Origin of the sequence: Streptomyces sp. NPDC057900, from assembly GCF_042887885.1 — a bacterium.
Classification (GTDB): Bacteria; Actinomycetota; Actinomycetes; order Streptomycetales; family Streptomycetaceae; genus Streptomyces.
Map to the genome: position 1 here is coordinate 747,416 of NZ_JBHVOI010000001.1, position 25,306 is coordinate 772,721.

23 protein-coding genes and 1 tRNA gene are annotated in these 25,306 nt (G+C 71.8%); 13 read left to right on the forward strand and 11 right to left on the reverse strand.

From position 1 onward, the window contains the following. Nucleotides 1–41: 41 nt before the first annotated feature. The 5 genes from ACFVQ0_RS03000 (at nt 42) to ACFVQ0_RS03020 (ending at nt 6,369) form a co-directional block, all read left to right on the forward strand. Nucleotides 42–1,400: an ABC transporter substrate-binding protein gene (locus ACFVQ0_RS03000; protein WP_390083958.1), complete on the forward strand. Its 1,359-nt coding sequence runs from the start codon at nt 42–44 to the stop codon at nt 1,398–1,400. 117 nt (nt 1,401–1,517) lie between these two features. Next, on the forward strand, nt 1,518–2,519 hold the full coding sequence (locus ACFVQ0_RS03005) for a carbohydrate ABC transporter permease (protein WP_390083959.1): 1,002 nt from the start codon (nt 1,518–1,520) through the stop codon (nt 2,517–2,519). Beyond that, nucleotides 2,516–3,391, forward strand: coding sequence for a carbohydrate ABC transporter permease (locus ACFVQ0_RS03010; protein WP_390083961.1), 876 nt, complete (start codon nt 2,516–2,518; stop codon nt 3,389–3,391). The genes ACFVQ0_RS03005 and ACFVQ0_RS03010 overlap by 4 nt, the downstream gene beginning before the upstream one ends. A gap of 39 nt (nt 3,392–3,430) precedes the next feature. Next, complete coding sequence (locus ACFVQ0_RS03015; RefSeq protein ID WP_390083963.1) at nt 3,431–4,471, forward strand: hydroxyacid dehydrogenase; 1,041 nt, start codon at nt 3,431–3,433, stop codon at nt 4,469–4,471. Then, nucleotides 4,468–6,369: a DUF2264 domain-containing protein gene (locus tag ACFVQ0_RS03020; RefSeq protein ID WP_390083965.1), complete on the forward strand. Its 1,902-nt coding sequence runs from the start codon at nt 4,468–4,470 to the stop codon at nt 6,367–6,369. Before ACFVQ0_RS03015 ends, ACFVQ0_RS03020 begins: the two co-directional genes overlap by 4 nt. Before the next feature lie 47 nt (nt 6,370–6,416). On the opposite strand, the gene ACFVQ0_RS03025 is transcribed toward ACFVQ0_RS03020, so the two are convergent. The 7 genes from ACFVQ0_RS03025 to ACFVQ0_RS03055 form a co-directional block, all read right to left on the reverse strand. After that, the gene (locus tag ACFVQ0_RS03025; RefSeq protein ID WP_390083967.1) at nt 6,417–7,049 is read right to left on the reverse strand and encodes a lactate utilization protein C; all 633 of its coding nucleotides are present in this window, start codon (nt 7,047–7,049) and stop codon (nt 6,417–6,419) included. Continuing rightward, nucleotides 7,046–8,587 (reverse strand): lactate utilization protein B, encoded by a 1,542-nt coding sequence (locus ACFVQ0_RS03030; RefSeq protein ID WP_390083969.1) that lies wholly within the window; start codon nt 8,585–8,587, stop codon nt 7,046–7,048. Before ACFVQ0_RS03030 ends, ACFVQ0_RS03025 begins: the two co-directional genes overlap by 4 nt. Continuing rightward, nucleotides 8,584–9,351 carry a (Fe-S)-binding protein gene (locus tag ACFVQ0_RS03035; RefSeq protein WP_390083971.1) on the reverse strand — a complete coding sequence of 256 codons (768 nt, stop codon included), beginning with the start codon at nt 9,349–9,351 and terminating at the stop codon, nt 8,584–8,586. The genes ACFVQ0_RS03030 and ACFVQ0_RS03035 overlap by 4 nt, the downstream gene beginning before the upstream one ends. Before the next feature lie 160 nt (nt 9,352–9,511). Then, a complete protein-coding gene (locus ACFVQ0_RS03040) occupies nt 9,512–10,243 on the reverse strand; it encodes an FCD domain-containing protein (protein WP_311301924.1) in 732 nt (243 codons plus the stop codon). A 109-nt stretch (nt 10,244–10,352) separates the two neighbouring features. Next, nucleotides 10,353–11,396: a S66 peptidase family protein gene (locus ACFVQ0_RS03045; RefSeq protein WP_390083972.1), complete on the reverse strand. Its 1,044-nt coding sequence runs from the start codon at nt 11,394–11,396 to the stop codon at nt 10,353–10,355. 33 nt (nt 11,397–11,429) lie between these two features. Beyond that, entirely contained in the window at nt 11,430–11,822 is a 393-nt protein-coding gene (locus ACFVQ0_RS03050) for a DUF4440 domain-containing protein (protein WP_390083974.1), read from the reverse strand. A 38-nt stretch (nt 11,823–11,860) separates the two neighbouring features. Further along, on the reverse strand, nt 11,861–12,601 hold the full coding sequence (locus ACFVQ0_RS03055) for a class I SAM-dependent methyltransferase (protein ID WP_390083976.1): 741 nt from the start codon (nt 12,599–12,601) through the stop codon (nt 11,861–11,863). Nucleotides 12,602–12,812: 211 nt separating this feature from the next. Between ACFVQ0_RS03055 and ACFVQ0_RS03060 the strand changes: the two genes are divergently transcribed. The 3 genes from ACFVQ0_RS03060 to fusA all read left to right on the forward strand — a co-directional run bounded on the left by ACFVQ0_RS03060 (nt 12,813) and on the right by fusA (nt 16,574). Beyond that, a complete protein-coding gene (locus ACFVQ0_RS03060; RefSeq protein WP_390083978.1) occupies nt 12,813–13,748 on the forward strand; it encodes a DUF2510 domain-containing protein in 936 nt (311 codons plus the stop codon). A 104-nt stretch (nt 13,749–13,852) separates the two neighbouring features. Continuing rightward, the gene (locus tag ACFVQ0_RS03065) at nt 13,853–14,122 is read left to right on the forward strand and encodes a hypothetical protein (protein WP_390083980.1); all 270 of its coding nucleotides are present in this window, start codon (nt 13,853–13,855) and stop codon (nt 14,120–14,122) included. A gap of 364 nt (nt 14,123–14,486) precedes the next feature. Further along, a complete protein-coding gene (gene fusA / locus ACFVQ0_RS03070) occupies nt 14,487–16,574 on the forward strand; it encodes an elongation factor G (RefSeq protein ID WP_390083982.1) in 2,088 nt (695 codons plus the stop codon). A gap of 56 nt (nt 16,575–16,630) precedes the next feature. Here fusA and ACFVQ0_RS03075 read toward each other — a convergent pair whose 3' ends face one another. Beyond that, nucleotides 16,631–18,082, reverse strand: coding sequence for a glyceraldehyde-3-phosphate dehydrogenase (locus ACFVQ0_RS03075; protein ID WP_390083984.1), 1,452 nt, complete (start codon nt 18,080–18,082; stop codon nt 16,631–16,633). Between the two features lie 171 nt (nt 18,083–18,253). Between ACFVQ0_RS03075 and ACFVQ0_RS03080 the strand changes: the two genes are divergently transcribed. Further along, nucleotides 18,254–19,177 (forward strand): LLM class F420-dependent oxidoreductase, encoded by a 924-nt coding sequence (locus tag ACFVQ0_RS03080; protein WP_390083986.1) that lies wholly within the window; start codon nt 18,254–18,256, stop codon nt 19,175–19,177. A gap of 139 nt (nt 19,178–19,316) precedes the next feature. Further along, nucleotides 19,317–20,060, forward strand: a complete 744-nt coding sequence (locus ACFVQ0_RS03085; protein ID WP_390085353.1) for a GntR family transcriptional regulator — start codon at nt 19,317–19,319, stop codon at nt 20,058–20,060. A 42-nt stretch (nt 20,061–20,102) separates the two neighbouring features. Here the strand turns inward: ACFVQ0_RS03085 and ACFVQ0_RS03090 are convergent, their stop codons facing one another. Together ACFVQ0_RS03090 and ACFVQ0_RS03095 are read right to left on the reverse strand one after the other, a co-directional pair. Next, a complete protein-coding gene (locus tag ACFVQ0_RS03090) occupies nt 20,103–21,248 on the reverse strand; it encodes an RNA polymerase sigma factor (protein WP_390085354.1) in 1,146 nt (381 codons plus the stop codon). An 8-nt stretch (nt 21,249–21,256) separates the two neighbouring features. After that, nucleotides 21,257–21,664, reverse strand: a complete 408-nt coding sequence (locus ACFVQ0_RS03095) for a YciI family protein (protein WP_390083988.1) — start codon at nt 21,662–21,664, stop codon at nt 21,257–21,259. A gap of 333 nt (nt 21,665–21,997) precedes the next feature. On the opposite strand from ACFVQ0_RS03095, the gene ACFVQ0_RS03100 reads away from it, so the two are divergent. Continuing rightward, nucleotides 21,998–23,311 (forward strand): DEAD/DEAH box helicase, encoded by a 1,314-nt coding sequence (locus ACFVQ0_RS03100; protein WP_390083990.1) that lies wholly within the window; start codon nt 21,998–22,000, stop codon nt 23,309–23,311. Between the two features lie 129 nt (nt 23,312–23,440). Here ACFVQ0_RS03100 and ACFVQ0_RS03105 read toward each other — a convergent pair. Continuing rightward, a tRNA-Pro gene (locus ACFVQ0_RS03105) sits at nt 23,441–23,514 on the reverse strand. A gap of 128 nt (nt 23,515–23,642) precedes the next feature. Here ACFVQ0_RS03105 and ACFVQ0_RS03110 point away from each other — a divergent pair. Together ACFVQ0_RS03110 and ACFVQ0_RS03115 are read left to right on the forward strand one after the other, a co-directional pair. Next, nucleotides 23,643–24,344 (forward strand): transketolase, encoded by a 702-nt coding sequence (locus ACFVQ0_RS03110; RefSeq protein ID WP_390083992.1) that lies wholly within the window; start codon nt 23,643–23,645, stop codon nt 24,342–24,344. Between the two features lie 56 nt (nt 24,345–24,400). Then, nucleotides 24,401–25,303: a transketolase family protein gene (locus ACFVQ0_RS03115; RefSeq protein WP_390083994.1), complete on the forward strand. Its 903-nt coding sequence runs from the start codon at nt 24,401–24,403 to the stop codon at nt 25,301–25,303. Nucleotides 25,304–25,306 lie beyond the last annotated feature (3 nt).

Here is a 25,306-nt window from a genome sequence, read left to right on the forward strand (position 1 = left end):
GGATTCCCCGTGTCCTCAATCAGGAGCCGCGGGAGGCGCCCATGCCCGGTCGACAGAGCCGTCGATCCATGCTCGCCACGATGGCCGCAGTACCGCTGGCGGGCGCCCTGAGCGCCTGCAGCGGTGGCACATCGGGGCCGAAGAGCACGAGCAGGACCAGCAAGGCCGGCGGGACCGGCCGCAACGCCACACGCATCACCTTCTGGTCCGCGCTGCGCGGCAGCAAGGAGGTGGTGGACGCGTTCAACCGGACGCACCGCACGATCCAGGTCGACTTCCAGCAGATCCCCTCGGGGCCCCAGGGCGGTTACGCGAAGCTCAGCAACGCCTCCCGGGCCGGCAACGCCCCGGACGTCGCGACGATCGAGTACCCCCAGGTCCCCGGCTTCGCCATCGACGGGGTCGCCGTGGACATCACTGACATGCTGAGCGAGGGCCTGCGCGCCAAGCTGCTGCCGCAGGCGCTGGGGCTCACCACGTTCGAGAAGCGGGTCTTCAGCCTGCCGCTCGACGTCGAACCGATGGTGATGCACTACCGCAGCGACCTGTTCGCGAAGTACGGCATCGAAGTCCCGCGCACCTGGGAGGCGTTCGAGGAGGCGTCCCGCACCGTGCGGGACAAGGCGCCCGGCCGCAGGCTGTCGGCGTTCGCCACCGACGGCGCCTTCCAGTTCGCCTCCTTCGCGTGGCAGGCCGGTGGGCAGTGGTTCGACACCCGCGGCGGCGCCTGGAACGTGTCGCTGGCCGACGCGCCGACCCGCCGTGTGGCGGCGTACTGGCAGCGGCTGATCGACGAGGACCTGGTCGTCATGAGTCCCGTGGACAGCAGGGCCTACGACGCCCAGGTCGGCTCCGGCGAGGTTCTGGTCCGGTTCACCGGCGCCTGGGACGCCGGGGCGCAGATGAACGCCAGGCCCGGCCAGAAGGGACAGTGGGCCATCGCCCCGCTCCCCCAGTGGGACGGGGCGGAGCCGGCGCTCGGCACCCACGGCGGATCGACCTTCGCGGTCACCAGCAGCAGTGACCACCCGGAAGCCGCGCTGGAGTTCATCGAGTGGCAGGTCGCGCACCCCGACGCGCTGCTGGCCCGGCTCTCCAGCGGAGCCAGCAGCCAGTACCCGGCCGCCCCCGGCCTCGTCGCCGTCGGCCGCAAGGCCTTCGACCGCGCCTACTACAGCGGCCAGGACATCTACACGCTCTTCGACCAGGAGGCCCACAAGATCCGGGACGGCTGGACGTGGGGACCCCGGATGACCGCCACCCAGAAGGTCATGCAGGACGGCTTCGCCCGGGTCGGCGGCGGCCAGGGCTCGGTGATCGAGTCCGTGCGCGCCGCTCAGCGGGGCACGATGCCCGACCTCAGGGCGCTGGGCCTGTCCACCACAGAACACAGCAGCTGAGCAGCGGATCCGCAGCCCGCGCCCGTACCCGGCAGCCGACCCGCAGCCCGTACCGGCACCCGGCAGCAGACCCGCAGCCCGTCCCCGATCCCAGCAGCAGAGAGGCAGGTGACACCGATGACCAGCCCGCTCACCACGCAGGCTTCCGCCCCCGTGGCCGCGACCGGTTCCGCCGCGTCGCCGGACCCCGCCACACCCCCGGGCAGCCCCCGCAAGTCCGCCCGGCGCCGTGAACTCGGCGCGGCCGGCGCCCTGATGACCCCCTTCTTCATCCTCCTGGTGACGGTCTTCCTGATCCCGGTCGCCACCGCCGTCTGGCTCAGTTTCTTCGCCGACGACCAGCCCGGACTCGGCTTCGGCCCCGAGCGCAGGGTCTTCGTCGGGCTGCGCAGCTACACCGCCGTGCTGACCGACCCGACGTTCCTCAGCGGCCTGGGCACCGTCGTCCTGTACTGCCTCATCTACATCCCGGTCATGGTGATCGGCGCGCTCGCGCTGGCACTTCTGCTGGACTCCGGAGTGGTGCGGCTGCGCTCCTGGGCGCAGCTCGGGCTCTTCCTCCCGCACGCCGTGCCCGGCATCATCGCCGCCGTCATCTGGCTCTACCTGTACACGCCCGGGCTGAGCCCGGTGGTCGATCTGCTCGGCAAGGCCGACATCACGATCGACTTCCTCGGCGTGCACACGGTCGTCCCGTCGATCGTGAACATCGCGCTGTGGAGCAACCTCGGCTACAACATGGTGGTCTTCTACGCCGCGTTGCAGGCCGTGCCGCGCGAGGTCATCGAGGCGTCCGTCGTCGACGGTGCCGGACCGGTGCGCACCGCGCTCCAGGTCAAGACGCCGCTGGTGCGCTCCTCGATCGTGATGGTCGCGATGTTCACCCTGATCTTCGCGCTCCAGCTCTTCACCGAGCCGATGCTGCTGAGCCAGTCGACGCCGATGATCAGCTCCCGGTTCTCGCCCAGCATGTACATCTACGACGCCGCGTTCACCCGTAACAACTACGGCCTGGCCGCCGCGGCTTCGGTCGTCCTGCTGGTCCTCACGATCGCGCTCTCCTACGGCGTGACCCGCTGGACCAACCGCTCCAACGCCCCAGAGGAGGACGTCCGATGAGCGCGACGAGTCCCGCCCGTACCTCCGCCGCCCTGCGCCCCCGGCTGCTCGGCCGCTCCGTCGTCAATCTGGTCGTCGGCATCTCCGTGCTGTACACGCTGCTGCCGGTGCTGTGGCTGGTGCTCGCTTCTTCGAAGGACCGCGACGCCCTGTTCGGCAGCGATGTGCTCTCGCTCGACCACTTCTCCTTCGCGCAGAACCTCAAGGACCTGTTCGCGATGGACGGCGGTGTGTACGGGCGCTGGTACGGCAACAGCCTGCTGTACGCGGTCCTGGGCGCGGCGCTCGGCGCGCTGATCAGCATCGCCTGCGGGTACGCCTTCGACAAGTACCGCTTCCGGCACAAGGAGAAGCTGTTCGGCCTGGTCCTCGCGGCGGTGATGGTGCCGCAGACCGTGCTGGCGCTGCCGCTGTACCTGATGGCGTCCGGCACCGGCCTGGTCAACACCTTCTGGTCGGTGTTCATCCCGGTGCTCTTCAACCCCTTCGGCGTGTACCTGGGACGGATATTCAGCCAGGGCTACGTGCCCAACGAGGTGCTCGAAGCGGCCCGGGTGGACGGGGCCGGGGAACTCACCACGTACTTCCGGGTCGCGCTGCGGATGCTCGGTCCCGGGCTGGTCACGGTGTTCCTCTTCCAGCTCACCGCGATCTGGAACAACTTCTTCCTGCCCATGGTGATGCTGTCCGACCAGGACCTGTATCCGGTCAGCCTCGGCCTCTACACCTGGAACAGCTCCGCCACCGTCTCACCCGAGTACTACCCCGTGGTCATCATGGGTTCGCTGCTCGCGGTCCTGCCGTTGATCCTCGCCTTCGCGCTGCTCCAGCGCTTCTGGAAGTCGGGGCTCACCGCGGGCGCCGTCAAGTAGCCGTTCCGGTCCGCACCTCATCCCCGTACCAGGAGAAAGATGCCAAGCACCACCGCACCCACCCCCGCCGCACGGCGCAGGCCGCGTGCCGCCGTCGCGATGAAGCCGGATGCCGCGGCCGCCCTGCTGGACGCCGCGTCGCTGGACGCGCTCTCACAGGTGTGCGATCTCGCGCCGCTGCCCGTGCTCGACGACTTCACCACGGAGCGGGCCCGCGCCGTACTCGCGGACACGGAGCTGCTGGTCACCGGCTGGGGCTGTCCGCCGCTCGACGAGGCGGCGCTGGCCGCCGCGCCCCGGCTGCGCGCCGTCGCGCACACGGCCGGAAGCGTGCGCGGGCACATCACGGAGGCCTGCTGGGACCGGGGCATCGAGGTGTCGTCGGCCGCCGCGGCGAACGCCCTGCCGGTCGCGGAGTACACCGTCGCGATGATCCTGCTCTCCGGGAAACAGGCGCTGGAACGGGCCCGCGACTACCGCGCCGAGCGGCACCGCGGCAACTGGCTGGCCACCTCCCCGCAGGTGGGCAACTACGGCCGGACCGTGGGCATCCTGTCCGCCTCGCTCATCGGCCGGCGGGTCATCGAACTGCTGCGCCCCTACGACCTGCGGGTGCTGCTGCACGATCCGTACGTCTCCGAGGAGGAGGCGGCCGAACTCGGGGTCCGGGCGGTGGATCTCGGTGAACTGTTCGCGCGCAGCGACGTGGTGAGCGTCCACACCCCGCTGCTGCCCGCCACCCGCAAGCTCGTCAGCCGTGAACTGCTCATGTCCATGCGGCCGGACGGAGTGCTGATCAACACCGCGCGCGGCGCCGTCGTCGATCAGGACGCGCTGACCGACGTACTCCTGCGGAACCGTATCCGGGCGGTCCTCGACGTCACGGACCCCGACACGCTGCCGGCCGAACACCCCCTGTGGGACTGCGAGAACGCCCTGATCACCCCGCACCTCGCGGGTTCCCAGGGCAACGAGTGGCGGCGGCTCGTCGATCTGGCCGTGAGCGAGAGCGAACGCTGGGCCGCGGGCGACGGATTCGCCCATCCCGTACGACGCGAAAGGCTGGCATTCCTCGCATGAACCGACCGCACCCCGACTCCCCGCTGGAGCTCCCCGCCGACGACCGGGCGAAGAGCCCGGTCACCGGATACACCCGCGCGCACTGGGAGGCCGCCGCGGACGGACTGCTCAAGGCCGCCTGGCGGTGGGCCACCCCCGGCAGCGCGCTGCTCGACCTGCCGGGACGCCCGTCCGCCTCCGGGGTCCGCTCGGACGGCCTGGAGGGATACGCGCGCACGTTCCTGGCCGCCGCCTTCCGGGTCGCGGGCGCGGGCGGCAAGGACCCGCACGGCTGGCTGGAGCGGTACGCGGACGGGCTCGCGGCCGGTACCCGTACGCCGGGCCGGGACGACGCCGAGTCCTGGCCGCTGATCCGCGACCACACCGTCTTCGGCCAGCCCATGGTGGAGTCCGCCTCTGTCGCCATCGGGCTGCGGCTCACCCGGCCCTGGCTCTGGGACCGGCTGGAACCGGCCGTCCAGGACCGCGCGGAGGAGTGGCTGCGCGGCGCACTGCGGCACACCCCCGCGGCGAACAACTGGTACCTGTTCCCGTACTCGGTGGCCGGGTTCCTGGAGTCGGTGGGCCGGGGCGACGCCGAGACCGCGCGGGCCCGGGAGCGGGCCCGCGACCTGATGGAGGTCTGGTACCGGGGCCAGGGCTGGTACGCGGACGGCGACGGCCGCGCCTTCGACCACTACAACGGCTGGGCGCTGCACCTCTACCCGGTGCTCGACGCCCACCTCTCCGGTGACGCGGAGTTCGCCGCGCACTACGGGGCGCGGCTGAGCGAACACCTGGAGAGCTTCGGGCTGCTGTTCGGCGGGGACGGGGCACCGATCCACTTCGGCCGCTCGCTGACCTACCGTTTCGCGGCCGGTGCGGCGGTCGGGCTCGGTGCGCTGACCGGGCACACCCCGCTCACGCCGGGTACGTCGCGGCGGGTGATCAGCGGGGCGCTGCGCTACTTCCTGGACCGGGGCGCGACCGGCACCGACGGGCTGCTGAGCCTGGGCTGGCACGGGCCGCACGAGGCGACGCTCCAGCCCTACTCCGGTCCTTCCTCCCCCTACTGGGCGTCCAAGGCCTTCGTGTCCCTGCTGGCCCCGGAGGACCATCCGCTGTGGACGGCGACCGAGGAGCCGGCGCCGAGCGAGGGGCCGGACCGGGTATTGGCGCTGCCCGCGCCCGGCCTGCTCGTCCAGTCGACCCGGGCGGACGGGATCGTCCGGCTGCACAACCACGGCAGCGACCATGTCAGGCCGCACGAGGGCGAGTCGGCGGCGCAGGACGATCCGCTGTACAGCCGTCAGGCGTACTCGACGGTCACCGGGCCCACGGCGCGGGCCAACGCCGCGGACAACCACCTGGCCGTGGTCGTCGGCGGAATCCGCAGCCGCCGCCGCGCCATCCGCCCGCTCGGCGCGGGCGGCGGCGACGGCTGGGGCTGGGCCGCCTCCTGGCACCGCCCGGTCTTCGCGAGCGGCGCCGCCACGGAGCCGGGGCTGCGAGTGGAGAGCGTGACGGTGGTCCGCGGCCGTTACGAGCTCCGGGTGCACCGGGTGCTCGGCGCGCCTCCCGGCGCCCGGGTCGAGGAGACGGGCTGGGCGACCGGTCCCGGGTCCCCGGTCACGTCCGCGCTGCGCGGTCTGCACGGCTGGGAGTCACGGGACGAGGTACGCGCCCCGCAGGGCACCGCGTACACGCCCTGGGCGGTGCTGCCCCGGCTGGGCGCCGACGCGGAGGGCACGGTGGTGCTGGTCGCGCTCGCCTCGCTCACCGCGGAGCCCGGCGCGGCCGCGCTCGACGCGGTGGTGAGCGGGGTGAACGTCGACGGGGACACGGTCGAGGTGTGCTGGGCCGAGGACGCGGCGACGACCCGGGTCACCTTCGGGCCGGTGACGGTCGAGCACGGCTGAGGTGGACGGAAGGGGGTGCGCGGCCGGTGGCCGCGCACCCCCTTCTCTCACGCGTCCGTACGGATGATGACGGCAAGGGTGCGCGGGCCGTGCACTCCCTCCACCCGTTCGAGTTCGATGTCGGAGGTGGCCGAGGGGCCGCTGATCAGGGTCGTCGGGCGTTCGGGCACCAGCCGGGCGACCGCCTCCGGTACGCCCACCTCCACGGCCGACAGGTCGACGACGCAGACGTGGAGGTCGGGCACCAGGGACAGCGCCCGCCGGCCCTGGTCGGGTGAACCGTCCAGGAAGATCGTGCCGGTCTCGGCGCAGCCGGCGGCCGATGCGGTGACGACGCCGTCGAGGGCGTCGAGCCGGGGCGCCGGGATGTCGGCGGAGTCCTGTTGGACCTCCCCCTCGTAGGCGGCCAGCCAGCCGGGATCGAGACCGGCGGGCACCCCGATCCGCGCGGCTCCCCGCTCCCGCAGCACCTCGGCGACGACCTCGGCCGTGCGCTCGGCGGTGCAGGGGTGGACCTGGGCCTTGTAGTCGACGAGCCGGTCGGTGAACAGGGCCAGGCGCTCCGCGTCGGGGAGGGTGCGCCCGGTGCGGTAGTCGCGTGGGATCGGGGTCTCCTGCGCGGGCGCCAGGGCCAGGGCGTCCCGGACGCGGCCGAGCACCGTTTCGCGAGCGGTCGTCACTTCTCCTCCTCCTGCTGCTGGTTGCGCGTGTGTTCGTCGGCGGCCGCCCGCATCGTCGCCGCGCCCTCGGCGGAGGCCAGCCAGGAGCGGAAGGTCTGACTGGGCGGGGCCGGGGTGTCGCGGCTGTCGCTCCAGCCGTTGAACGGCGGCGGCAGGTGGGAGATCTTCTTGTCCCGTCCGGCGATGACGCGGCCGAGCCCGGACGCCGTCTGCGCGGCGGTGAACAGTTTCGGCCTGCCCATCACCGCGGCCGCCGCCTTCATGGCGAGCTGTTCGGGGGTGGTGCCGGCCTGTTCGGTGTGCTGGTGGCGCAGCTCGACCAGCAGCGAGGGGATGTCGATCTTGACCGGGCAGGCGTCGAAGCAGGCCCCGCAGAGGCTGGAGGCGTACGGCAGCGAGCTGTTGGGGTCGTCCTTCGCGGCGTGCATGCCGGCGAGCTGCGGGGTGAGCACGGCCCCGATCGGTCCGGGGTAGGTCGATCCGTAGGCGTGTCCGCCGGCCCGTTCGTACACCGGGCAGACGTTGAGACAGGCCGAGCAGCGGATGCAGTTGAGCGCCTCGCGGCCGATGCTGTCCGCGAGCGCCGCGGTGCGTCCGTTGTCGAGGAGCACCAGGTGGAAGGTCTGCGGCCCGTCGCCGGGGGTGACTCCGGTCCACATCGAGGTGTACGGGTTCATCCGCTCGCCGGTGGAGGAGCGCGGCAGCAACTGGAGGAAGACTTCCAGGTCCTGGTAGCGCGGCAGCACCTTCTCGATGCCCATGACGGTGATCAGGGTGTCGGGCAGGGTCAGGCACATGCGGCCGTTGCCCTCCGACTCGACGACGGACAGGGTGCCGGTCTCGGCGATGCCGAAGTTGGCCCCGGAGACGGCGACCTTGGTCGTCATGAACTTCTCGCGCAGGTACGCGCGTGCCGCGGCGGCCAGGTGGGCCGGGACGTTGTCCAGCGAGGGGTCGACGCCCGGGATCTCCTTGAGGAAGATCTCCCGGATCTCGTCGCGGTTGCGGTGGATCGCGGGCACCAGGATGTGCGAGGGCTTGTCGTCGGCGAGCTGCACGATGAGCTCGGCGAGGTCGGTCTCGTACGGGGTGATGCCGATGGATTCGAGGTGCTCGTTGAGGCCGATCTCCTGGGTGGCCATCGACTTGACCTTGATGACCTCCTTGCTCCCGGTCTCCTTGACCAGTCGCGCGACGATCTCGTTGGCCTCGCCGCCGTCCCTGGCCCAGTGGACGGTGCCGCCGCGCTCCGTGACCTTGCGCTCCAGCTCCTCCAGCAGCTCGGGGAGGCGGTTCATGGTGTCGGTCTTGATGGCCGCGCCCGCGTCGCGCAGCGCCTCCCAGTCGGGCAGTTCGCCGGTGACGTTGAGGCGTTTGGCGCGGATGGTGTGGGTGGCCCTGCCGAGGTTGCGGCGCAGCTGTCCGTTGCCCAGGTCGTCGTGGGCCGCCGCGGGGAACTTCCGGTCGCCGCGCAGATTGCCCGTCCCGTACGGGGAGCGGGGCGGCGTCGCGGGCATGCCGAGAAAGGTGCTGCTCATCGGGCGGCCTCCGTCGGGACGTACGGCGAGGTGCGGGTGGCGGAGAGGATCTGGGCCAGGTGCAGGGTGCGGGTGCCGGAGCTGATCCGGGAGAGCCCGCCGCCGATGTGCATCAGACAGGACGAGTCGCCGGCGGTGCACACCTCGGCCCCGGTGGTGGCGATGTTGCGCATCTTGTCCTGGAGCATCGCGGTGGACGTGTCGGCGTTCTTCAGCGCGAAGGTGCCGCCGAACCCGCAGCAGGCGTCGGCCTCCGGCAGCTCGACGAGATCGATCGAGTCGACGGCCCGCAGCAGCCGCAGCGGCTTCTCACCGACCCGCAACATGCGCAGCGAGTGACAGGTGGGGTGGTACGTGACCCGGTGCGGGAAGTACGCGCCGACATCGGTGGCGTCCAGCACGTCGACGAGGAACTCCGAGAGCTCGTACGTCTTCGCCCTGACCGTGGCCACGCCCGCGCGCAGTGCCGCGTCGCCGTACCGTTCGGCGACGATCTCGTGCTGGTGGCGGACGGAGCCCGCGCATGATCCCGAGGGCATGACTACGGCCTCGATGGAGGCGTCACCGAACTGCTCGGCGAAATTGCGCACCAGCGGGACGGGCTCGCGCTGGTAGCCGGTGTTGACGTGCATCTGGCCGCAGCAGGTCTGCCCCGGCGGGAACACCACGTCGTGACCCAGGCGGGCCAGCAGCACCGCGGTGGATTTCACCGCCTCCGGGAAGAGCGTGTCTCCCAGACAGGTGGCGAAGAGTCCGATGCGCATGGGTCTCCCCGATCGTTTCTCTGCACGTGATCGTCATGATCCTTTTCATGATCCCCAACGGAATCATGAACCATTGTATGGTCGGACCATAGTACGCGCGCTCGGCCGAAGGAAGGGCGCGGGGCACGCCCGGATCAGTCCCCGGTGAGGGCATCCCCGGTCAGGACACCGGCTTCTCGTCGACGAGCGTTCCGTGCAGCCCCCGGATGTGCGCCTCCACCAGATCGGCGGCGCGCGCCCCCTCGCCCGCGCGCACCAGGCGCAGCAGTTCCGTGTGGTCGGCGTTGAGCGCGGCGGCGGTGGCCCGCCAGTCCGCCGCGGCCTCCAGGGCGCGCAGGATGAGCGGCCGGACGGACTCCCGGACGGCGGAGGTGAGCGTGGAGGTCAGTTCGTTGCCGGAACTGCGCGCGATCTGTACGTGGAACCTGGTGTCCAGGTCGTTGAACTCGGGCACCCCGACGTCCGGCGCCCCCATCCGTACGAGCAGTGCGCCGGCCTCGTCCAGATCCTCCGCGGAGGCATGGTGCGCGGCGGCCTCGAAGCTGGACCGCTCCAGCACGACCCGCGCCTCCAGCACGTCCTCCAGGCTGTAGCTGCCGAGGGCGAAGTGGAGCCGGAGCAGGCGCCCGAGCGCGTCGTCGGGGTGGCGCACGATCCGCGCCCCGGCGTCCGGTCCCCGGCCTGGCTGGGCGACCAGGACGCCGATGGTCTCCAGCACCCGCAGGGCCTCGCGCAGGGCGGACCGGCTGACGCCGAGGACCGGCGCGAGCTCACGTTCGGGCGGCAGCCGGTCCCCGGCCTTGAGCTCACCGGCGAACACCCGCTGCTCGATGCTCTGGAGCACCAGCTCGTGGGTGCGCGACTGCCGCACAGGCTGCCATTCGACGGGCATCCGCCACTCCCTGCCCCGGCCGGAGCCGTTCCGCTGCCGACCGGTCCGGTCCGGATCTCCCACTATGTCACACACCACATGTGGTCGGACCATAACGCAGCGGCCCGGCTCAGTACGTCACCACGATGCGCCGGGCGACTCCGTCCACCCGCACCCGGCCGCCGTACGGGATGATCACCTGCGGGTCCGTGTGGCCGAGGTCGACGTCGAAGACGGCCATGGTGTCCGGGGCGTACTCGCTCAGGGCCCGCAGCACCGCCTCGCGCTGCCGGTCGCGGTACCGCTGTCCGGCCTCGGGGTCGAGGGGCTGTTCGAAGGACCAGTGCTTGGCGCGTCCCATCAGCAGCGCGGGGAACCTGCGCAGCAGTCCGCGCTCCCCCATGTTCCGCAGGATCCGGTACACGTGGTCGGCGCCGGGCATCTCCTCTGACGTTTCGAGGAACAGGACCCGGCCCGCGTACTCGGCCACCGGCCGTATCTCCCGGTCCGCCATCAGCAGCCAGGACAGGATCTCCAGCTCGCCGCCCCAGCTCGGGCCCTCGACCACCCGGCCCGCGTTGTGCCAGGTCCAGCCGTCGACGGGCAGCATGTCGGGTTCGTCGTCGAAGGTTCGCGGGTCCTCCCAGCGGCCGTTCACGCGGCCGCTCTCCTTCGCCGGGACGAGCTCATGGGCGCCGTGGGTGAAGAGCGCCGCCCGCAACGATCCGGCGGTCAGCGGGTGCATCGCCCCCGGGCGTCCCAGCTCGACCATCACCGATCCGCCGTGGTATCCGACGATGCCCAGGTGTTCCAGGAAGACCAGGAGGTTGGTGTTGTCGCTGTAGCCGAAGAACGGCTTGGGGTTGGCCCGCAGCAGCTCCCGGTCCAGATGCGGCAGCACGGTGATCTGGTCGTCCCCGCCGATGCTGGCTATGACGGCCTTGACCGTGGGGTCGGAAAAGGCCGCGTGGAGGTCGGCGGCCCGCTCCTGGGGCGTGGAGCCCATCCTCCGGGTGCTCGGGTACTCGACGGGTTCCAGCCCGAACTCCTCACGGAGCCTGCGCAGCCCCAGTTCGTACGGGAGCGGGAGGATGCCGGGAAGCCCGGAGGAGGGGGACACCACGGCGACTCGGTCACCGGGACCGGGCTTGGCGGGACAGCTGGCGTTCGTCATTCCAGGACCCTAGGGCGTGTTTTGAAAGTCCCGTCAATTCTTTTCGGTCCAGGCGGCGTTGACCGGTGTGCCCTGGTGGAAGTACAGCCGCCAGCGCGACTCCGTGCGCCGCCAGACCGAATTGCGCCGCACCCTGCGCCCGTCCCGCTCCGTCATGAACGTCAGGTGGACGAGGCCCGGGGCCAGCAGTCTGCCGGACATGCCGGTGACGGTGGCCGCGACGGGCGTCCCCTCGGCGTCGGCGGAGGTGATGGCGAGGATCGACATCCTGTCGTACCGCCGCCCGGACGCGCCGAACTCGGTGAACTCCGGGTCCAGGAGTGCGGTCACCGCGTCGGGCAGCGCCCGGACGGCCGGATCCAGCAGCCGCAGCTCGCCCTCGACAGCGGCCCGCACGGACCGCTCCTCCTCACCGTTTCCGCTCATGCGTGCACCCTAAGGGCTGTCCCGTAGCCCCTGGTGGATCAGGCCAGGACCAGCAGATCCATCCAGCTGACGGCCGGCCGGTCCGGTTCCTGCGCCGCGGCCCGCCGCAACCGGCGCATTCCGCACGCGAACTCCTCGTCCGTGAGGGACCGGAGCTTCGCGTCGGTGTCCCGCCGGATCCGGTCCGCGAAGCCGGCCAGGCTCGGCGCGCTCTCCTGCGGTACGGCGTGCAGCGCGACCCGGGCGAAGCCGGCGGCGGCGAAGGCCGCGCAGGTCCGCTCGACGGTCGGGTACGTGTCGACGATGCGCGCGGTCCCGGGGAAGAACCGCACCCTCAGGTCCCGCGTGCAGCGGCCGGGAAAGGAGTTGCGGATCAGCACCGGCGCCCCCGGCTTCAGCGCCCTGCGGATCTCCCGTGCCGCGGCGGGCAGATCCTCGATGTGGTGGACGACCGAGCCGAGCCAGGCCGCGTCCGCGCATCCGTCCGGCACCGGCAGCGCCTCGGCCCGGCCGTCCAGCACCTCGATGTCCGCGGTCCGGGGGATCAGCTCGCGCATGGCGGCGGCCGGCTCCACCGCCAGCACCCGCGCCCCGAACCAGTCCGCGAACGCGGCCGCGAAGGCCCCGGTACCGGCGCCGACGTCCAGCACGACCGCACCCGGCGCCAACGGCACCTCGGCGGCGACGGCCGCGCGCCAGGCGGTGAGCCCGTCGCGCGGAATCTCCCGGGCGATCCGGTAGTCCTCCGCGAACCGGCGGTCCGGAGCGGTCGCTTCCATGTGCCTCTCCCCCTGCCGTGGCTGACGGACCGCACGAACCGCTGCCCGCCCGGCCGCCGCGCTCCGTCGCGGATGCTAGCGAGCGGGCTCATCAATTGTCTAGACCACAATCGGCTTCCGGACGGGCCGCGCGGGACCGGGACCGATCACCCAATTCATCCGGTTCAGCTGATTCATAGGATTCTCACGCAACCCGGCTACGGTGGCTGCCGTGACGCAGACGAGCCCGCCCGGCTGGCATCCAGACCCCGGGTACACAGGATTTGGCCCCATCCAGGAACGCTGGTGGGACGGCAGCCAGTGGACCGATCACCTCCGCGTGCCACCGGCGGCCGTCCGCAGCCGCCGGATACGCATCGGCGCCGGCATAACCGCCGGTGTGGTGGTGCTCGCCGCCATCGGCGGCGGCGTGTACCTGCTGACCGATGACTCCGGCAAGAAGTCGGAGAACACGGCCACCGCACCGTCCAGCCCGCCCTCCCACGCGCCCAGCCGCCAGCCCGGCGCGCCGGGCGGCAGCGGTGGCAGCGACGGCGGTGGCGGGAACAGCGAAGGCGGCAACGGCGGCGGGGACCAGAGCCCGGAGCAGCGGCTGCCGCAGACCGAGGACGGCTACGCGACGGACCTGGCGAGCGGAATCAGCATCCCGGTCCCGGACGGCTGGAAGGGCGAGTCGGGCATGGGCGCCGGGGTGACCACGGGCTCGTACGCCTGCCCCGGTGACACCAAGGAGAAGTGCGTGCGCGGCGGAGTGTTCTCCGTACCGGCGGAGGCGCTGAAGCTGAACACCAAGACCGCGAAGGCCACCGCCGAGAAGGACATCGCCGCCAACGCGAAGCAGTCGTACGGCGAGAAGATCTACGGCGGCATCACCTCGCACGAAGAACTGAAGTCCGAGGCGGTCACGGTGGCCGGCCAGCAGGGCTACCGGGTGCGCTGGAAGGTCGTGACGAAGAACGGCGACGACGGGTACGTCGAGTCGCTGGCCTTCCCCTCCCCCCGGGCCGAGGACATGCTGATCGTCGTCCGTTCGGGCTTCGACATCAACAGCAAGGCACCCGCCCTGTCCGTCCTTGAGGACATCACCAAGGGCATCAAGGCCGCCTCGGGCACCGGCTCGGGTTCCGGCCCCGGCACCACGGCGTAGCCACTGCCCCGAGTGGCGCCGGGCGGCCCGGGTGAGTACCCGGGCCGCCCGGACTGAGTACGCCACCCGATCCCGGACCGGTTTCGCGCTGCTCGAATGGGAGCATGGCTCCCGACGCACCGCGCCCCCGCATCAAGCACGTCACCAGTGCCGGCACCACGCTGGCCGTCACCCTGGCCCCGCTGGTGATCGGCGTACTGCTGGCCCGGACGATGCCCCTGGACCCGCACGGCCCGGTGAACGCGCTGATGACCCGGGGCGGCCGGGGAGCGGGCGTCTCCCCCGCCGAATGGCGCGGCTGCGGCCGCACGGCGCTGCGTCGGTGCCGCAGGGTGTGCCGGTCCCGCGCCCGGTTCGCGGTTCCCTTCCGGTGAAAACCGGTTTCCCCGCCGCGCCCAACTGCCTAGACTCACAACGAAATCGCGCGCCGCGCTCATCTCGGGGCGCGCACCGTGACCAGTGAGGGGAGAGCTGCCGTGCGCTACCGCACCGCTGTCGTCGTTCCCCTGTCGCGGTACGAGGTGATCCTGGTGTCTACCTCCGCCCGGCGCCGGCTGCGCGGCCGGCCCCGGACACCCGAGACGAACGCCTGAACACCGCACCCTCATTGACGGTCCGTCATAGCGGTCACGCCCTGCGCGACGCGCCGGGGCCAGGGGTTCCGCGGGCCTGATCACAGGTTTCTTCGTCCGGGCATCGCGCCGTCTTCTTCCGGATCACTCCGAAGGGCCACGGACCGTGCGTACCGAACTGAACCACCGACTCACCAGCACACTCGACGGCGTTCGCAATCTGGGCATCCTCGCCCACGTAGACGCCGGCAAGACCACCGTCACCGAACGGATCCTCTACGCCACCGGCACCACGCACAAACGCGGCGAGGTCCATGACGGGACGACCATCACCGACTTCGACCCGCAGGAACGCGACCGGGGCATCACCATCTTCGCCGCCGCGGTGAGCTGTACGTGGGCCGGCCACCGGATCAACCTGATCGACACGCCGGGGCACGTCGACTTCGCCGACGAGGTCGAGCGTTCGCTGCGGGTGCTCGACGGCGCGATCGCGGTGTTCGACGCGGTCGCGGGTGTGGAGCCGCAGAGCGAGTCGGTGTGGCGGCAGGCCGACCGGCACGGTGTGCCGCGCATCGCCTTCGTCAACAAGCTCGACCGGGTGGGCGCCCGCCTCGACGCCGCGGTCGCGTCGATCAGGGAGCGGCTGCACACGGTCCCCCTGGTGGTCCAGCTGCCGATCGGGGACGAGGAGCGGTTCACCGGAGTGGTGGATCTGCTGCGCATGCGCGCGCTGGTCTGGGCCGACGGCGCCGACACGTACCAGGAAGGGGAGGTCCCCGATGAGCTGCGGGAGGAGGCGTCACGGCGCCGACGGCTGCTGGAGGAGGCGGTGGCGGAGCTCCACCCGGTCGCACTGGAGGAGTTCTGCGCGCGGTCCACGCTCTCCGCGCGGACACTGGCCGAGGCGTTGCGCGATCTGACCCGTACCGGTGAGGGCGTCGTGGTGCTGTGCGGTTCGGCCTACCGCAACCGAGGTGTCGAGCCGCTCCTGGAGGCCGTGGTGGCCTATCTGCCCTCTCCGCTGGACGTGCCGCCCGTGCGCGGCACGCTCGGCGGCGAGGTGGCGGAACGGGCCGCGGACCCGGCGGCTCCGCTCGCCGCGCTGGCGTTCAAGGTGACCGCGACGCCGACGGGCCGGCTGACGTATCTGCGGCTGTACTCGGGCACGCTCAGGAAGGGGGACACGGTGCTGGACGCGGGTGCGCGGCGCAGCGAGCGGGTCGGCAGGATCCTGCGGGTCCGGGCGGACCGCCATGTCGATGTGGACGAGGCAGTGGCCGGGGACATCGTCGCGGTGATCGGCCTCAAGGCCGCCCGTGCCGGTGCCACCCTGTGCGCGCCGGGTGCGCCGCTGGTCCTCGAACCGCCCACCGTGGCCGATCCGGTCGTCTCCGTGGCGGTCGAGGCGGGCCGGAACACCGACACGGAGCGGCTGATGGCGGCGCTGGCGCGGCTGGCGGAGGAGGATCCGTCGCTGACGGTGCGGACGGACCCCGAGACGGGGCAGACGGTGCTCTCGGGCATGGGCGAACTCCATCTGGAGGTGGCGGCCGAGAAGATCCGCCGGGCCCATGGGCTTGAGGTCCGGGTCGGCCGGCCGCAGGTCGCCCTACGGGAGACGGTCGTGCGCGGTGTGGCGGGTCTGGTGTACCGGCACGTCAAGCAGGACGGCGGGGCCGGGCAGTTCGCCCATGTCGTGCTCACCGTCGAGCCGTTGGGGGACGCCGGCGGCCGGGACGGCGAGGGCGGGGCGGAGTTCGAGTTCCGCTCGTCCGTCGTCGGCGGCCGGGTGCCGCAGGAGTACGTCCGCGCGGTGGCGGCCGGCTGCCGGGACGCCCTGGCCGAGGGGCCGCTCGGCGGGCATCCGGTGACCGGGCTGCGGGTGACGCTGACCGACGGCGCCACGCATCCCAAGGACTCCTCGGAGATGGCGTTCCGCACGGCCGGGCGGTTCGCGCTCCGGGAGGCGCTGCGCGCCTGCGCGATGGTGCTGCTGGAGCCGGTGGCCGAGGTGACGGTCACCGTGCCCGACGACGCCGTCGGCGGGGTGCTCGGTGACCTGGCGGCACGGCGTGGCCAGGTGTCCGGCTCGACCGCGCGGCCCGGTACGGCGGTGATCACGGCGACCGTGCCGCTGGCCGAGCTGTTCGGCTACGCGACGCGGCTGCGCGGCCGGACCCAGGGCCGGGGGACGTTCACCACCCGGGCCACGGGCTACGCCCCGGCGCCGAGCGCGGTGCCGGGCCGGTAGGTGACCGGTCCCTCCCCGTGTGCGGGCTGTCCCGCACACGGGGAGGGAGCCTTGGGTCAGGGCACGGGGACGGGGACGGGGAAGGTCGGGTACTCCACCCCTGAGACGTGCTGGACGACCCGGACGACCTGGCAGGAGTAGCCGAACTCGTTGTCGTACCAGAGGTAGAGGATCGCGTTGTCGCCGTCGACCTGGGTGGGCCCCGCGTCCACGATGGAGGCGTGGCGCGAGCCGATGAAGTCGCTGGAGACCGCGTCCGGGGCGGTGGTGAAGTCGATCTGGCGCTTGAGCGGCGAGGTCAGCGACACCTCGCGGAGGTGGTCGAGGACCTCCGCGCGGGTGGTCTCACGGCCGAGCTTCAGGCTGAGGATCGCGATCGAGACGTCCGGCACCGGGACCCGGATCGAGCTTCCGGTGATCGTCGCGTCGAGGTCCGGCAGCGCCTTGGCCACGGCGGACGCCGCACCGGTCTCGGTGATGACCATGTTGAGCGGCGCCGAGCGGCCGCGCCGGTCGGAGCTGTGGTAGTTGTCCAGCAGGTTCTGGTCGTTGGTGAACGAGTGGATCGTCTCCACGTGGCCGCGCAGGACGCCGTACTCGTCCGCCATCGCCTTCAGCGGCGGGACGATCGCGTTGGTGGTGCAGGAGGCGCAGGAGATGATCTGCTCGTCCGGCTTGATCATGTCGTGGTTGACGCCGTGGACGACGTTGGGGACGTCGCCCTTGCCCGGTGCGGTGAGGACGACCTTGGCGATACCGGGGCGCAGGTGCTGGGACAGCCCCTCGCGGTCGCGCCACCTGCCGGTGTTGTCGATGAGGACGGCGTCCTTGATCCCGTACGCCGTGTAGTCCACCGTCGTCGGGTCGTCGGAGTAGATGACCCGGATCTCGTTGCCGTTGGCGATGATCTTGTTGTTCGCCTCGTCGACGGTGATCGTGCCCTGGAACTGGCCGTGGATCGAGTCGCGGCGCAGCAGCGAGGCGCGCTTGACGATGTCCTGGCCCGCGGCCTTGCGGACGACGATGGCACGCAGCCGGAGGCCGTTGCCGGAGCCCGCCTTCTCGATGAGCAGCCGGGCGAGGAGGCGGCCGATGCGGCCGAATCCGTAGAGGACGACATCGCGCGGCTCGCGGCGCTCGATCTTGTCGATCCCGGTGGCGCCGGCGACGGCCCCGGCGGTGAACTCCGCCTCCGAGAGGCCGCGGTCGTCGGTCCGGTACGTCGCGGCGAGCATGCCGATGTCGATCTGGGAGGGGCCGAGATCGAGGGTGGTCAGCGCCTTCAGGAACGGCAGCGTCTCGGTGACCGAGAGCTCCTCACCGGCGATCTGCCGGGCGAACCGGTGGGTCTTGAGGATGCTGACCACCGACTTGTTCACCAGGGAGCGGCTGTGCAGCAGGACGGTGACGTCCCGCTCCCGGTGCAGCTTCCCGATGATCGGGATCATCGACTCCGCGATCTCCTCGCGGTTCTTCCAGTTGGTGAACGAGTCGTCATTGACAGTCACAGGTTTATCTTTCGAGCTAGGAGGCGCTCATATGGTAACCCGCTGTTGTTCTGATCATCCAGACGGTTCCCCCACAGGCGCCTCCTGGCCTCGTCCGCGTACACACGGCGGACACGAAGTCGTCATGAAGGAAGCGGAATGAGGGTCCAACTCGGCTGGTTCTGAACTGACATGACTGTTGGAGTGACCATCGGTGCGACCGGCACCGAGAACCAGATCGACGCCGGCGTGCGCCTCGCGACAGAGGCCGCGGCAGCCGGGCTGCGGTCCGCCTGGTTCGGGCAGACCTTCGGGGCCGACTCGCCCCAGCTCGCGGCGATCGTCGGACGGGAGGTGCCCGGCATCGACGTGGGCACCTCCGCGATCCCCGTCTTCGGCCGCCACCCGCTGACCGTGTCCAGCCAGGCCCTGACCGCACAGGCGGCCACGCACGGCCGCTACCACCTGGGGCTGGCGCTCGGCACCAGACTGCTGACCGAGGGAGGCTTCGGCATCCCGTACGAGCGGCCCATCGCCCGTCTGCGGGAGTTCCTGACCGCGCTGCGGCAGCTCACAGAGACGGGCACGGCCGACTTCCACGGCGAACTGCTCACCGCGAGAACACCGGTCCCCGCACACGTGCCCGGGGCGGAGGCGGGCGTGCCGCTGCTCGTCGCCGCGATGGGGCCGCAGGCACTGCGCGTCAGCGGCGAGCTGGCGGACGGAATCCTGCCCTATCTCGCCGGACCCCGGGCCCTGGCCGAGCACATCGTGCCGGCCGTCACCAGGGCGGCGCGGAACGCAGGCCGTCCCGCGCCCCGGATCGTGGCGCTCGTGCACGGCGTGGTCACGAGCGACCCCGACGCCGCGCGTGCGACGGCCACAGAGCAGCTCGCCTTCTACGAGCAGATCCCGTCCTACGCACGGGTCGTCGAACTGTCCGGCGGGAAACGGGCCGCCGACGTGGCCGTGATCGGCGACGAGCGGACGGTCGCCGCCGAGATCCGGCGCTACCGGGACGCCGGGGCCACCGAGGTGGTGTTCTCGGGTACGGACCTCGCCGGGGAGGCCGACCGGCGCCGGACGTGGGCACTGCTGGGAGAGCTGGCCGGCTGAGCCACCCGCACCGCAGGGGAACCCGTGCCACGGCGGGCGCACACTCGGGACCTTATTTGTTCTGACATATATACGTACAGAGCTAGAGTCGAACGTGCGGCATACTGAGTTCGTGGCAGAACGTTCTGAGGAGCCCGACGTGGAGTCGATCACCAGGCTGATCACCATCGACCGAAGCAGCCCGGTGCCGCTGTACTTCCAGGTCGCGCAGCAGCTTCAACAGCTCATCGAGTCGGGCACGTTGGCACCGGGGACGCGGCTGGAGAACGAGATCGCGCTGGCCGACCAGTTCGGGCTCTCCCGGCCGACCATGCGGCAGGCCATGCAGCATCTGGTGGACAAGGGACTGCTCGCCCGCAAGCGGGGGGTCGGTACCCAGGTCGTCAACAACCGGGTACGCAGGCAGATCGAGCTCACCAGTCTGTTCGAGGACCTCAAACGCGACGGCCGACGGCCGCGCACCGAGCTGCTGTCCATGCTGACCGTGCCCGCCTCCGACCGGATCGCCGCCGCCCTCAAGGTCGAACCCGGCGCCGCCACCGTGGCCCTGCGCCGGCTGCGCTACGCGGACGACGAGCCCATAGCGGTCATGGAGAACCATCTGCCGGCGGACCTCCTGGGCCTCACGGAGGAGGAGCTCACCGGACACGGCCTCTACGAGCTGCTCAGGCGGGCGGGCATCGCGCTGCGCACCGCGGAGCAGACCATCGGGGCGCGCCGGGCCAGCGCGTCGGAGGCCCGGCTGCTGGGCGAGCCGCGCGGCGGCACCCTGCTCACCATGGAGCGCACGGTCCTCGGGGACGCGGGGCGCCCGGTGGAGTTCGGCTCCCACCTGTACCGGGCGTCCCGGTACTCGTTCGAGATGACCCTGACCGCGCAGTGAACCGCGCACGCCCGGTGCCGGGGGTGCGCGGTTCACCGGACGTCACCCGGAGCGCAGGGCGTTGAGCCGGGCGGCCTGACGCGTCAGATGGTCGCGCTCCGCCAGATCGGGCGCCTTCAGGGCCGCCTCCGCGTACAGCCGCGCCGCCTTCGCGAGGTCGCCGTCGCGCTCGTGGAGGTACGCGGCCGCCGCGGTGTACCGGGGCAGCGATTCGTCCAGTCGCGCGAGCGCCGCCAGTCCGGCCCTCGGCCCGTCGGCCTGGCCCACCGCCACCGCGCGGTTGAGCCGGACGACCGGGCTGTCGGTCAGGCGCGCGAGCTCGTCGTACCACTCGACGATCTGCACCCAGTCGGTCTCCTGTGCGGTGGGCGCGTCGGCGTGCAGCGCCGCCACTGCGGCCTGGGCCTGGAACTCGCCCAGCCGGTCACGGGCCAGGGCCGCCTGAAGGATCCCCACCCCCTCGGCGATCAACGCGGTGTCCCACCGGCCGCGGTCCTGCTCGGCCAGCGGCACCAGGCTGCCGTCGGACGCCGTCCGGGCGGCGCGCCGGGCATGGTGGAGCAGCATCAGGGCGAGCAGCCCCGCCACCTCCGGGTGGTCGATCGCGGCCGCGAGCTGCCGGGTGAGCCGGATGGCCTCCGCGGCCAGGTCTATGTCACCGGAGTACCCCTCGTTGAACACCAGGTAGAGGACGCGCAGCACGGTGGCGACATCGCCCGGCCGGTCGAACCTCCCACCGGAGACGGTGCGTTTGGCCCGGCTGATGCGCTGGGCCATGGTCGCCTCCGGCACCAGGTAGGCCTGGGCGATCTGCCGGGTGGTCAGTCCGCCGACGGCGCGCAGGGTGAGCGCGACGGCGGACGACGGTGTCAGGGACGGGTGGGCGCACAGGAAGTAGAGCTGGAGCGTGTCGTCCACCTCGGTGGCGGGTCCGGGTGCCGGCTGCTCCTCGACGAGGTCCTCGCGCCGCCGGCGGGCGGCGTCCGCCCGGGTGGCGTCGAGGAACCGCCGCCAGGCGACGGTGACCAGCCAGCCCTTCGGGTCCCTCGGCAGATCGGCCGGCCAGACCCGGACCGCCTCCGCCAGCGCGTCCTGGACGGCGTCCTCGGCCGCCGCGAAGTCGGCTCCGCGGCGGACGAGGATCCCGAGCACGCCCGGCGTGAGGCTCCGGAGCATGACGTCATCCATCGACGAGGTCACTCCGTGATGGTGGGCGGCTCGGTCAGGAACGGGCGCAGCTCCAGCCACTCGTGGATCGGGTTGCCGCCCGCCCCGGGCGCGGCCGACAGTTCCCCGGCCAGCTCGACCGCGCGCTCGTAACTGTCGACGTCGATCACCATCCAGCCGGCGATGAGGTCCTTGGTCTCCGCGAACGGGCCGTCGGTGACCGGCGGGCGGCCCTCGCCGTCGTACCGGACGAACGTTCCCTCCGGGGCGAGGGCCTGGCCGTCGACGAACTCGCCGGTCCCCTCCAGCCGGGCCGCGAAGTCGTGCATGTACTTCATGTGGGCCGAGATCTCCTCCGGGGTCCACTGGTCCATGCAGACGTCGTTGACGGCGGCCGGGGCGCCTCGGTAGTGCTTGAGAAGCAGGTACTTCGCCATGGTGTTCTCCTCGACGCTGGTGCGAGCCTTCGTGGTCGCTTTCACTACGGGGACGGAGCCGGTTCCGGGTTCTCGACATCATCGGCATCATCGGGCCGAAAAAGTTTCCCACTCCTCGGCCCCGCGATCATCCTGGACCTCGTCGTGGGCTCCGCAGGGGATTCACCGGGGGTCCGCGAGACCGCTCCGTCGCGCTGTCCGGCGCCCGGCTCCGGCGCCCGGCTCCGGCGCCCGCTGGTAAAATGGGGTGACGCTTGCGACATCGCCGGGGCCCGTGCCGAGGAGCACGGGCCCCGGCGCGTTACGGACACCCCAGCTGAGGAAGGTTCCCCCATGAACGCGAAGCCGCCCGCCGGATCCTTCGCCGAGCTGGGGCTGCCCGAGGCGCTGCTGACGGTGATGACCGGCCTCAAGGTCACCGAGCCCTTCCCCATCCAGGCGGCGACCCTGCCCGACGCGCTGGCCGGCCGGGACGTGCTGGGGCGGGCCCGGACCGGTTCGGGCAAGACGCTGGCCTTCGGGCTGGCCCTGCTGGTCAGGACCGCCGGGCGGCGCGCGGAGGCGAAGCGCCCCCTGGCCCTGGTGCTCGTCCCGACGCGGGAGCTCGCCCAGCAGGTGGGTGACGCGCTGGAGCCGTACGCGCGCGTGCTCGGGCTGGGGATGACGACGGTGGTCGGCGGGCTGTCGATGAACCGGCAGGCGGCCGCGCTGAAGGCCGGTACCGAGGTGGTCATCGCGACCCCGGGACGCCTCTGCGACCTGGTCTCCCGGCGCCACCTCCAGCTGGACCGGGTGGGGATCGCCGTGCTCGACGAGGCGGACCAGATGTGCGACATGGGCTTCCTGCCGCAGGTCTCGGAGATCCTGGACCAGGTCCGCCCCGACGGTCAGCGACTGCTCTTCTCGGCCACCCTCGACCGGAACGTCGACCAGCTGGTCGAGCGCTACCTCCATGAGCCGGTGCTCGTCTCGGTCGACCCGGCCCGCGCCTCTGTCACCACGATGGAGCACCACGTCCTCAACGTGCACGCCGCCGACAAGTACGCGGCCGCGACCGAGATCGCCGCCCGCGAGGGGCGGGTGCTGATGTTCCTGGACACCAAGGCGGGCGTGGACACCTTCACCCGCCATCTGAAGAGCAGCGGGATCCCGGCGGCCGCCCTGCACAGCGGGAAGTCGCAGCCGCAGCGCACGCACACGCTGGACCAGTTCAGGAGCGGCGCCGTCACCGCCCTGGTGGCCACGAACGTGGCGGCCCGCGGCATCCACATCGACGAGCTGGACCTGGTGGTGAACGTGGACGCGCCCACGGACGCCAAGGACTACCTGCACCGCAGCGGCCGCACCGCGCGGGCCGGCCAGTCGGGCAAGGCCGTCACCCTCGTCACACCGGGCCAGCGGCGCGATGTGAGCAAGCTGATGTCCGAGGCCGGGATCCGGCCGACGGTCACTCAGGTGCGGTCCGGCGAAGCCGAGTTGACGCGCATCACCGGCGCCAAGCGGCCGCCGACGAGCAAGCCCGTACAGACCGGCAGGCGGCCGTTCCGCGGGATGGGGGCCCAGGCCCCGAAGGAGAGCCGCCGCGCCGCCCGGTCCCGCCAGGAGGCGGAGGCCCGCAGGGCGTCCCAGGTACGCAAGGGCCGCTGACCGCCGCGAGCACGCCCGGCCCGTCGCCGATCATGCCGGGCCGGGCCGGGTCCCGAGAGTCTCCGGAAACGGATCAGGGCCGGGTTTCGGATTGCTCCGAAACCGGCCCTGATCTGCGACTGTCTCCAGTCGGGACGACAGGATTTGAACCTGCGACCCCTTGACCCCCAGTCAAGTGCGCTACCAAGCTGCGCCACGTCCCGATACCCGCCTGACCTGGGGTTTCCCCCTGGCCGAACGCGCATGAGAACAATACCGCACTTCAACGGGTGGTTACGAACACCTTTGGGCGCTTGACCTCAACCATGGTTGATGTTGAACGCTGTGGCACATGACGCACACGACCACTGCCCCCGCCCCCGCCTACCGCGATCTGCGCCGGCTGATGAGCCTGATGACCGGCGACGAGAAGCACGACCCCGCCGCCACCTCGACGCTCGACACCCTGTGGGTGCTCTACAACCGGGTGCTACGGGTGTCGCCGGGGACCGTGGACGCCCCGGAGCGCGACCGCTTCCTGCTGTCGAAGGGACACGGGCCGATGGCGTACTACGCCGTCCTCGCCGCGCACGGGTTCTTCGGTGAGGAGCTGCTGGCGGGGTTCGGCTCGTACGACTCGCCGCTCGGCCACCATCCGGACCGACTGCTGGTGCCCGGTGCCGAGATCGGCAGCGGTTCACTGGGACACGGGCTGCCGCTGGCCGTGGGCACCGCGCTGGGGCTGCGGGCCCAGGGGCTGAACGGGCCCCGTGTGTGGGTGCTGACCGGGGACGCCGAACTGGACGAGGGCAGCAACCACGAGGCGATCGCCTACGCGGCCCCGGCGGGCCTCGACCGGCTGCACACCGTGGTGATCGACAACGCCTCGGCGACGTACGGCCGACCCGGCGGCATCGCCGACCGGTTCGCGACCGCGGGCTGGTCGGTGGCCTCCGTGGACGGGCGGGACCACGAGGAGCTGTACACCGCCCTCACCGCACCGCACCCCGGACAGCCGCGGGCCGTGGTCGCCCGGGTCGCCCCCAAGCGCTGAGCTCCCGCGTCAGCCACCCACCGGACCGACGGACAGAAAGAACAGGAAGACCTCCCATGGACACGATGCGGGACCGTTTCATCTCGACCACCTCGCGCCTGCTCGACGAGGACCCGCGGCTGGCACTCGTGCTGGCCGAGATCAGCCGGGACGGCTTCGGCCCGGCCGAGCGCGCCCATCCCCACCGCGTCGTCAACGTCGGCATCCGGGAACAGCTGCTCATCGGCGCCGGGGCCGGAATGGCGCTCACCGGAATGCGGCCGATCGTGCACACCTTCGCCAGCTTCCTGGTGGAGCGCCCCTTCGAGCAGGTGAAGCTGGACTTCGGCCACCAGGGCGTCGGCGGGGTACTGGTCAGCGCAGGGGCCTCCTACGACTGGCCGGCCGGCGGTTTCACCCATATGGCGCCCGGCGACGTCGCCCTCCTGGACACCCTCGACGGCTGGACGGTGCACGTTCCGGGCCACCCCGACGAGGCCGAGGCGCTGCTGCGGGAAGCCGTCACCGGGGACGACCGCGTCTATGTGCGGCTGTCGATGCAGTCCAACGAGCGGGCGCGCCCGGTCGGCGGAACGGGCGGGTTCGCCACGGTGCGCGAGGGGACGGGCGGTGTGGTGATCGCCGTCGGCCCGATGCTCGACAACGTCCTCGCCGCCACCGAGGGGCTCGACGTGACCGTGCTGTACGCGACGACGGTGCGGCCGTTCGACGGGGACGGCCTGCGCGGGGCGGTGGGCGACCGGCCGGCCGCCGACGTGGTCGTCGTCGAGCCGTACCTCGCGGGCACGTCCACGGCGGCGGCCAACGACGCGCTCGCCGCCCGCCCGCACCGGGTCCTGGGGCTCGGCGTCGGCCGCGAGGAGCTGCGCCGGTACGGAGGGATGGACGAGCACCTCGCCGCTCACGGCCTGGACCCGCGAGGCCTGCGGCAGCGGATCGGCGGGTTTCTCGGCCGGTGAGCA

Coding starts and splice junctions, on each gene's coding strand:
- ACFVQ0_RS03000 (WP_390083958.1), top strand. CDS start 42: ATGCCCGGTCGACAGAGCCGTCGATCCATGCTCGCCACGATGGCCGCA.
- ACFVQ0_RS03005 (WP_390083959.1), top strand. CDS start 1,518: ATGACCAGCCCGCTCACCACGCAGGCTTCCGCCCCCGTGGCCGCGACC.
- ACFVQ0_RS03010 (WP_390083961.1), top strand. CDS start 2,516: ATGAGCGCGACGAGTCCCGCCCGTACCTCCGCCGCCCTGCGCCCCCGG.
- ACFVQ0_RS03015 (WP_390083963.1), top strand. CDS start 3,431: ATGCCAAGCACCACCGCACCCACCCCCGCCGCACGGCGCAGGCCGCGT.
- ACFVQ0_RS03020 (WP_390083965.1), top strand. CDS start 4,468: ATGAACCGACCGCACCCCGACTCCCCGCTGGAGCTCCCCGCCGACGAC.
- ACFVQ0_RS03030 (WP_390083969.1), bottom strand. CDS start 8,587: ATGAGCAGCACCTTTCTCGGCATGCCCGCGACGCCGCCCCGCTCCCCG.
- ACFVQ0_RS03035 (WP_390083971.1), bottom strand. CDS start 9,351: ATGCGCATCGGACTCTTCGCCACCTGTCTGGGAGACACGCTCTTCCCG.
- ACFVQ0_RS03040 (WP_311301924.1), bottom strand. CDS start 10,243: ATGCCCGTCGAATGGCAGCCTGTGCGGCAGTCGCGCACCCACGAGCTG.
- ACFVQ0_RS03045 (WP_390083972.1), bottom strand. CDS start 11,396: ATGACGAACGCCAGCTGTCCCGCCAAGCCCGGTCCCGGTGACCGAGTC.
- ACFVQ0_RS03050 (WP_390083974.1), bottom strand. CDS start 11,822: ATGAGCGGAAACGGTGAGGAGGAGCGGTCCGTGCGGGCCGCTGTCGAG.
- ACFVQ0_RS03055 (WP_390083976.1), bottom strand. CDS start 12,601: ATGGAAGCGACCGCTCCGGACCGCCGGTTCGCGGAGGACTACCGGATC.
- ACFVQ0_RS03065 (WP_390083980.1), top strand. CDS start 13,853: ATGGCTCCCGACGCACCGCGCCCCCGCATCAAGCACGTCACCAGTGCC.
- ACFVQ0_RS03080 (WP_390083986.1), top strand. CDS start 18,254: ATGACTGTTGGAGTGACCATCGGTGCGACCGGCACCGAGAACCAGATC.
- ACFVQ0_RS03090 (WP_390085354.1), bottom strand. CDS start 21,248: ATGGATGACGTCATGCTCCGGAGCCTCACGCCGGGCGTGCTCGGGATC.
- ACFVQ0_RS03095 (WP_390083988.1), bottom strand. CDS start 21,664: ATGGCGAAGTACCTGCTTCTCAAGCACTACCGAGGCGCCCCGGCCGCC.
- ACFVQ0_RS03100 (WP_390083990.1), top strand. CDS start 21,998: ATGAACGCGAAGCCGCCCGCCGGATCCTTCGCCGAGCTGGGGCTGCCC.
- ACFVQ0_RS03110 (WP_390083992.1), top strand. CDS start 23,643: ATGACGCACACGACCACTGCCCCCGCCCCCGCCTACCGCGATCTGCGC.
- ACFVQ0_RS03115 (WP_390083994.1), top strand. CDS start 24,401: ATGGACACGATGCGGGACCGTTTCATCTCGACCACCTCGCGCCTGCTC.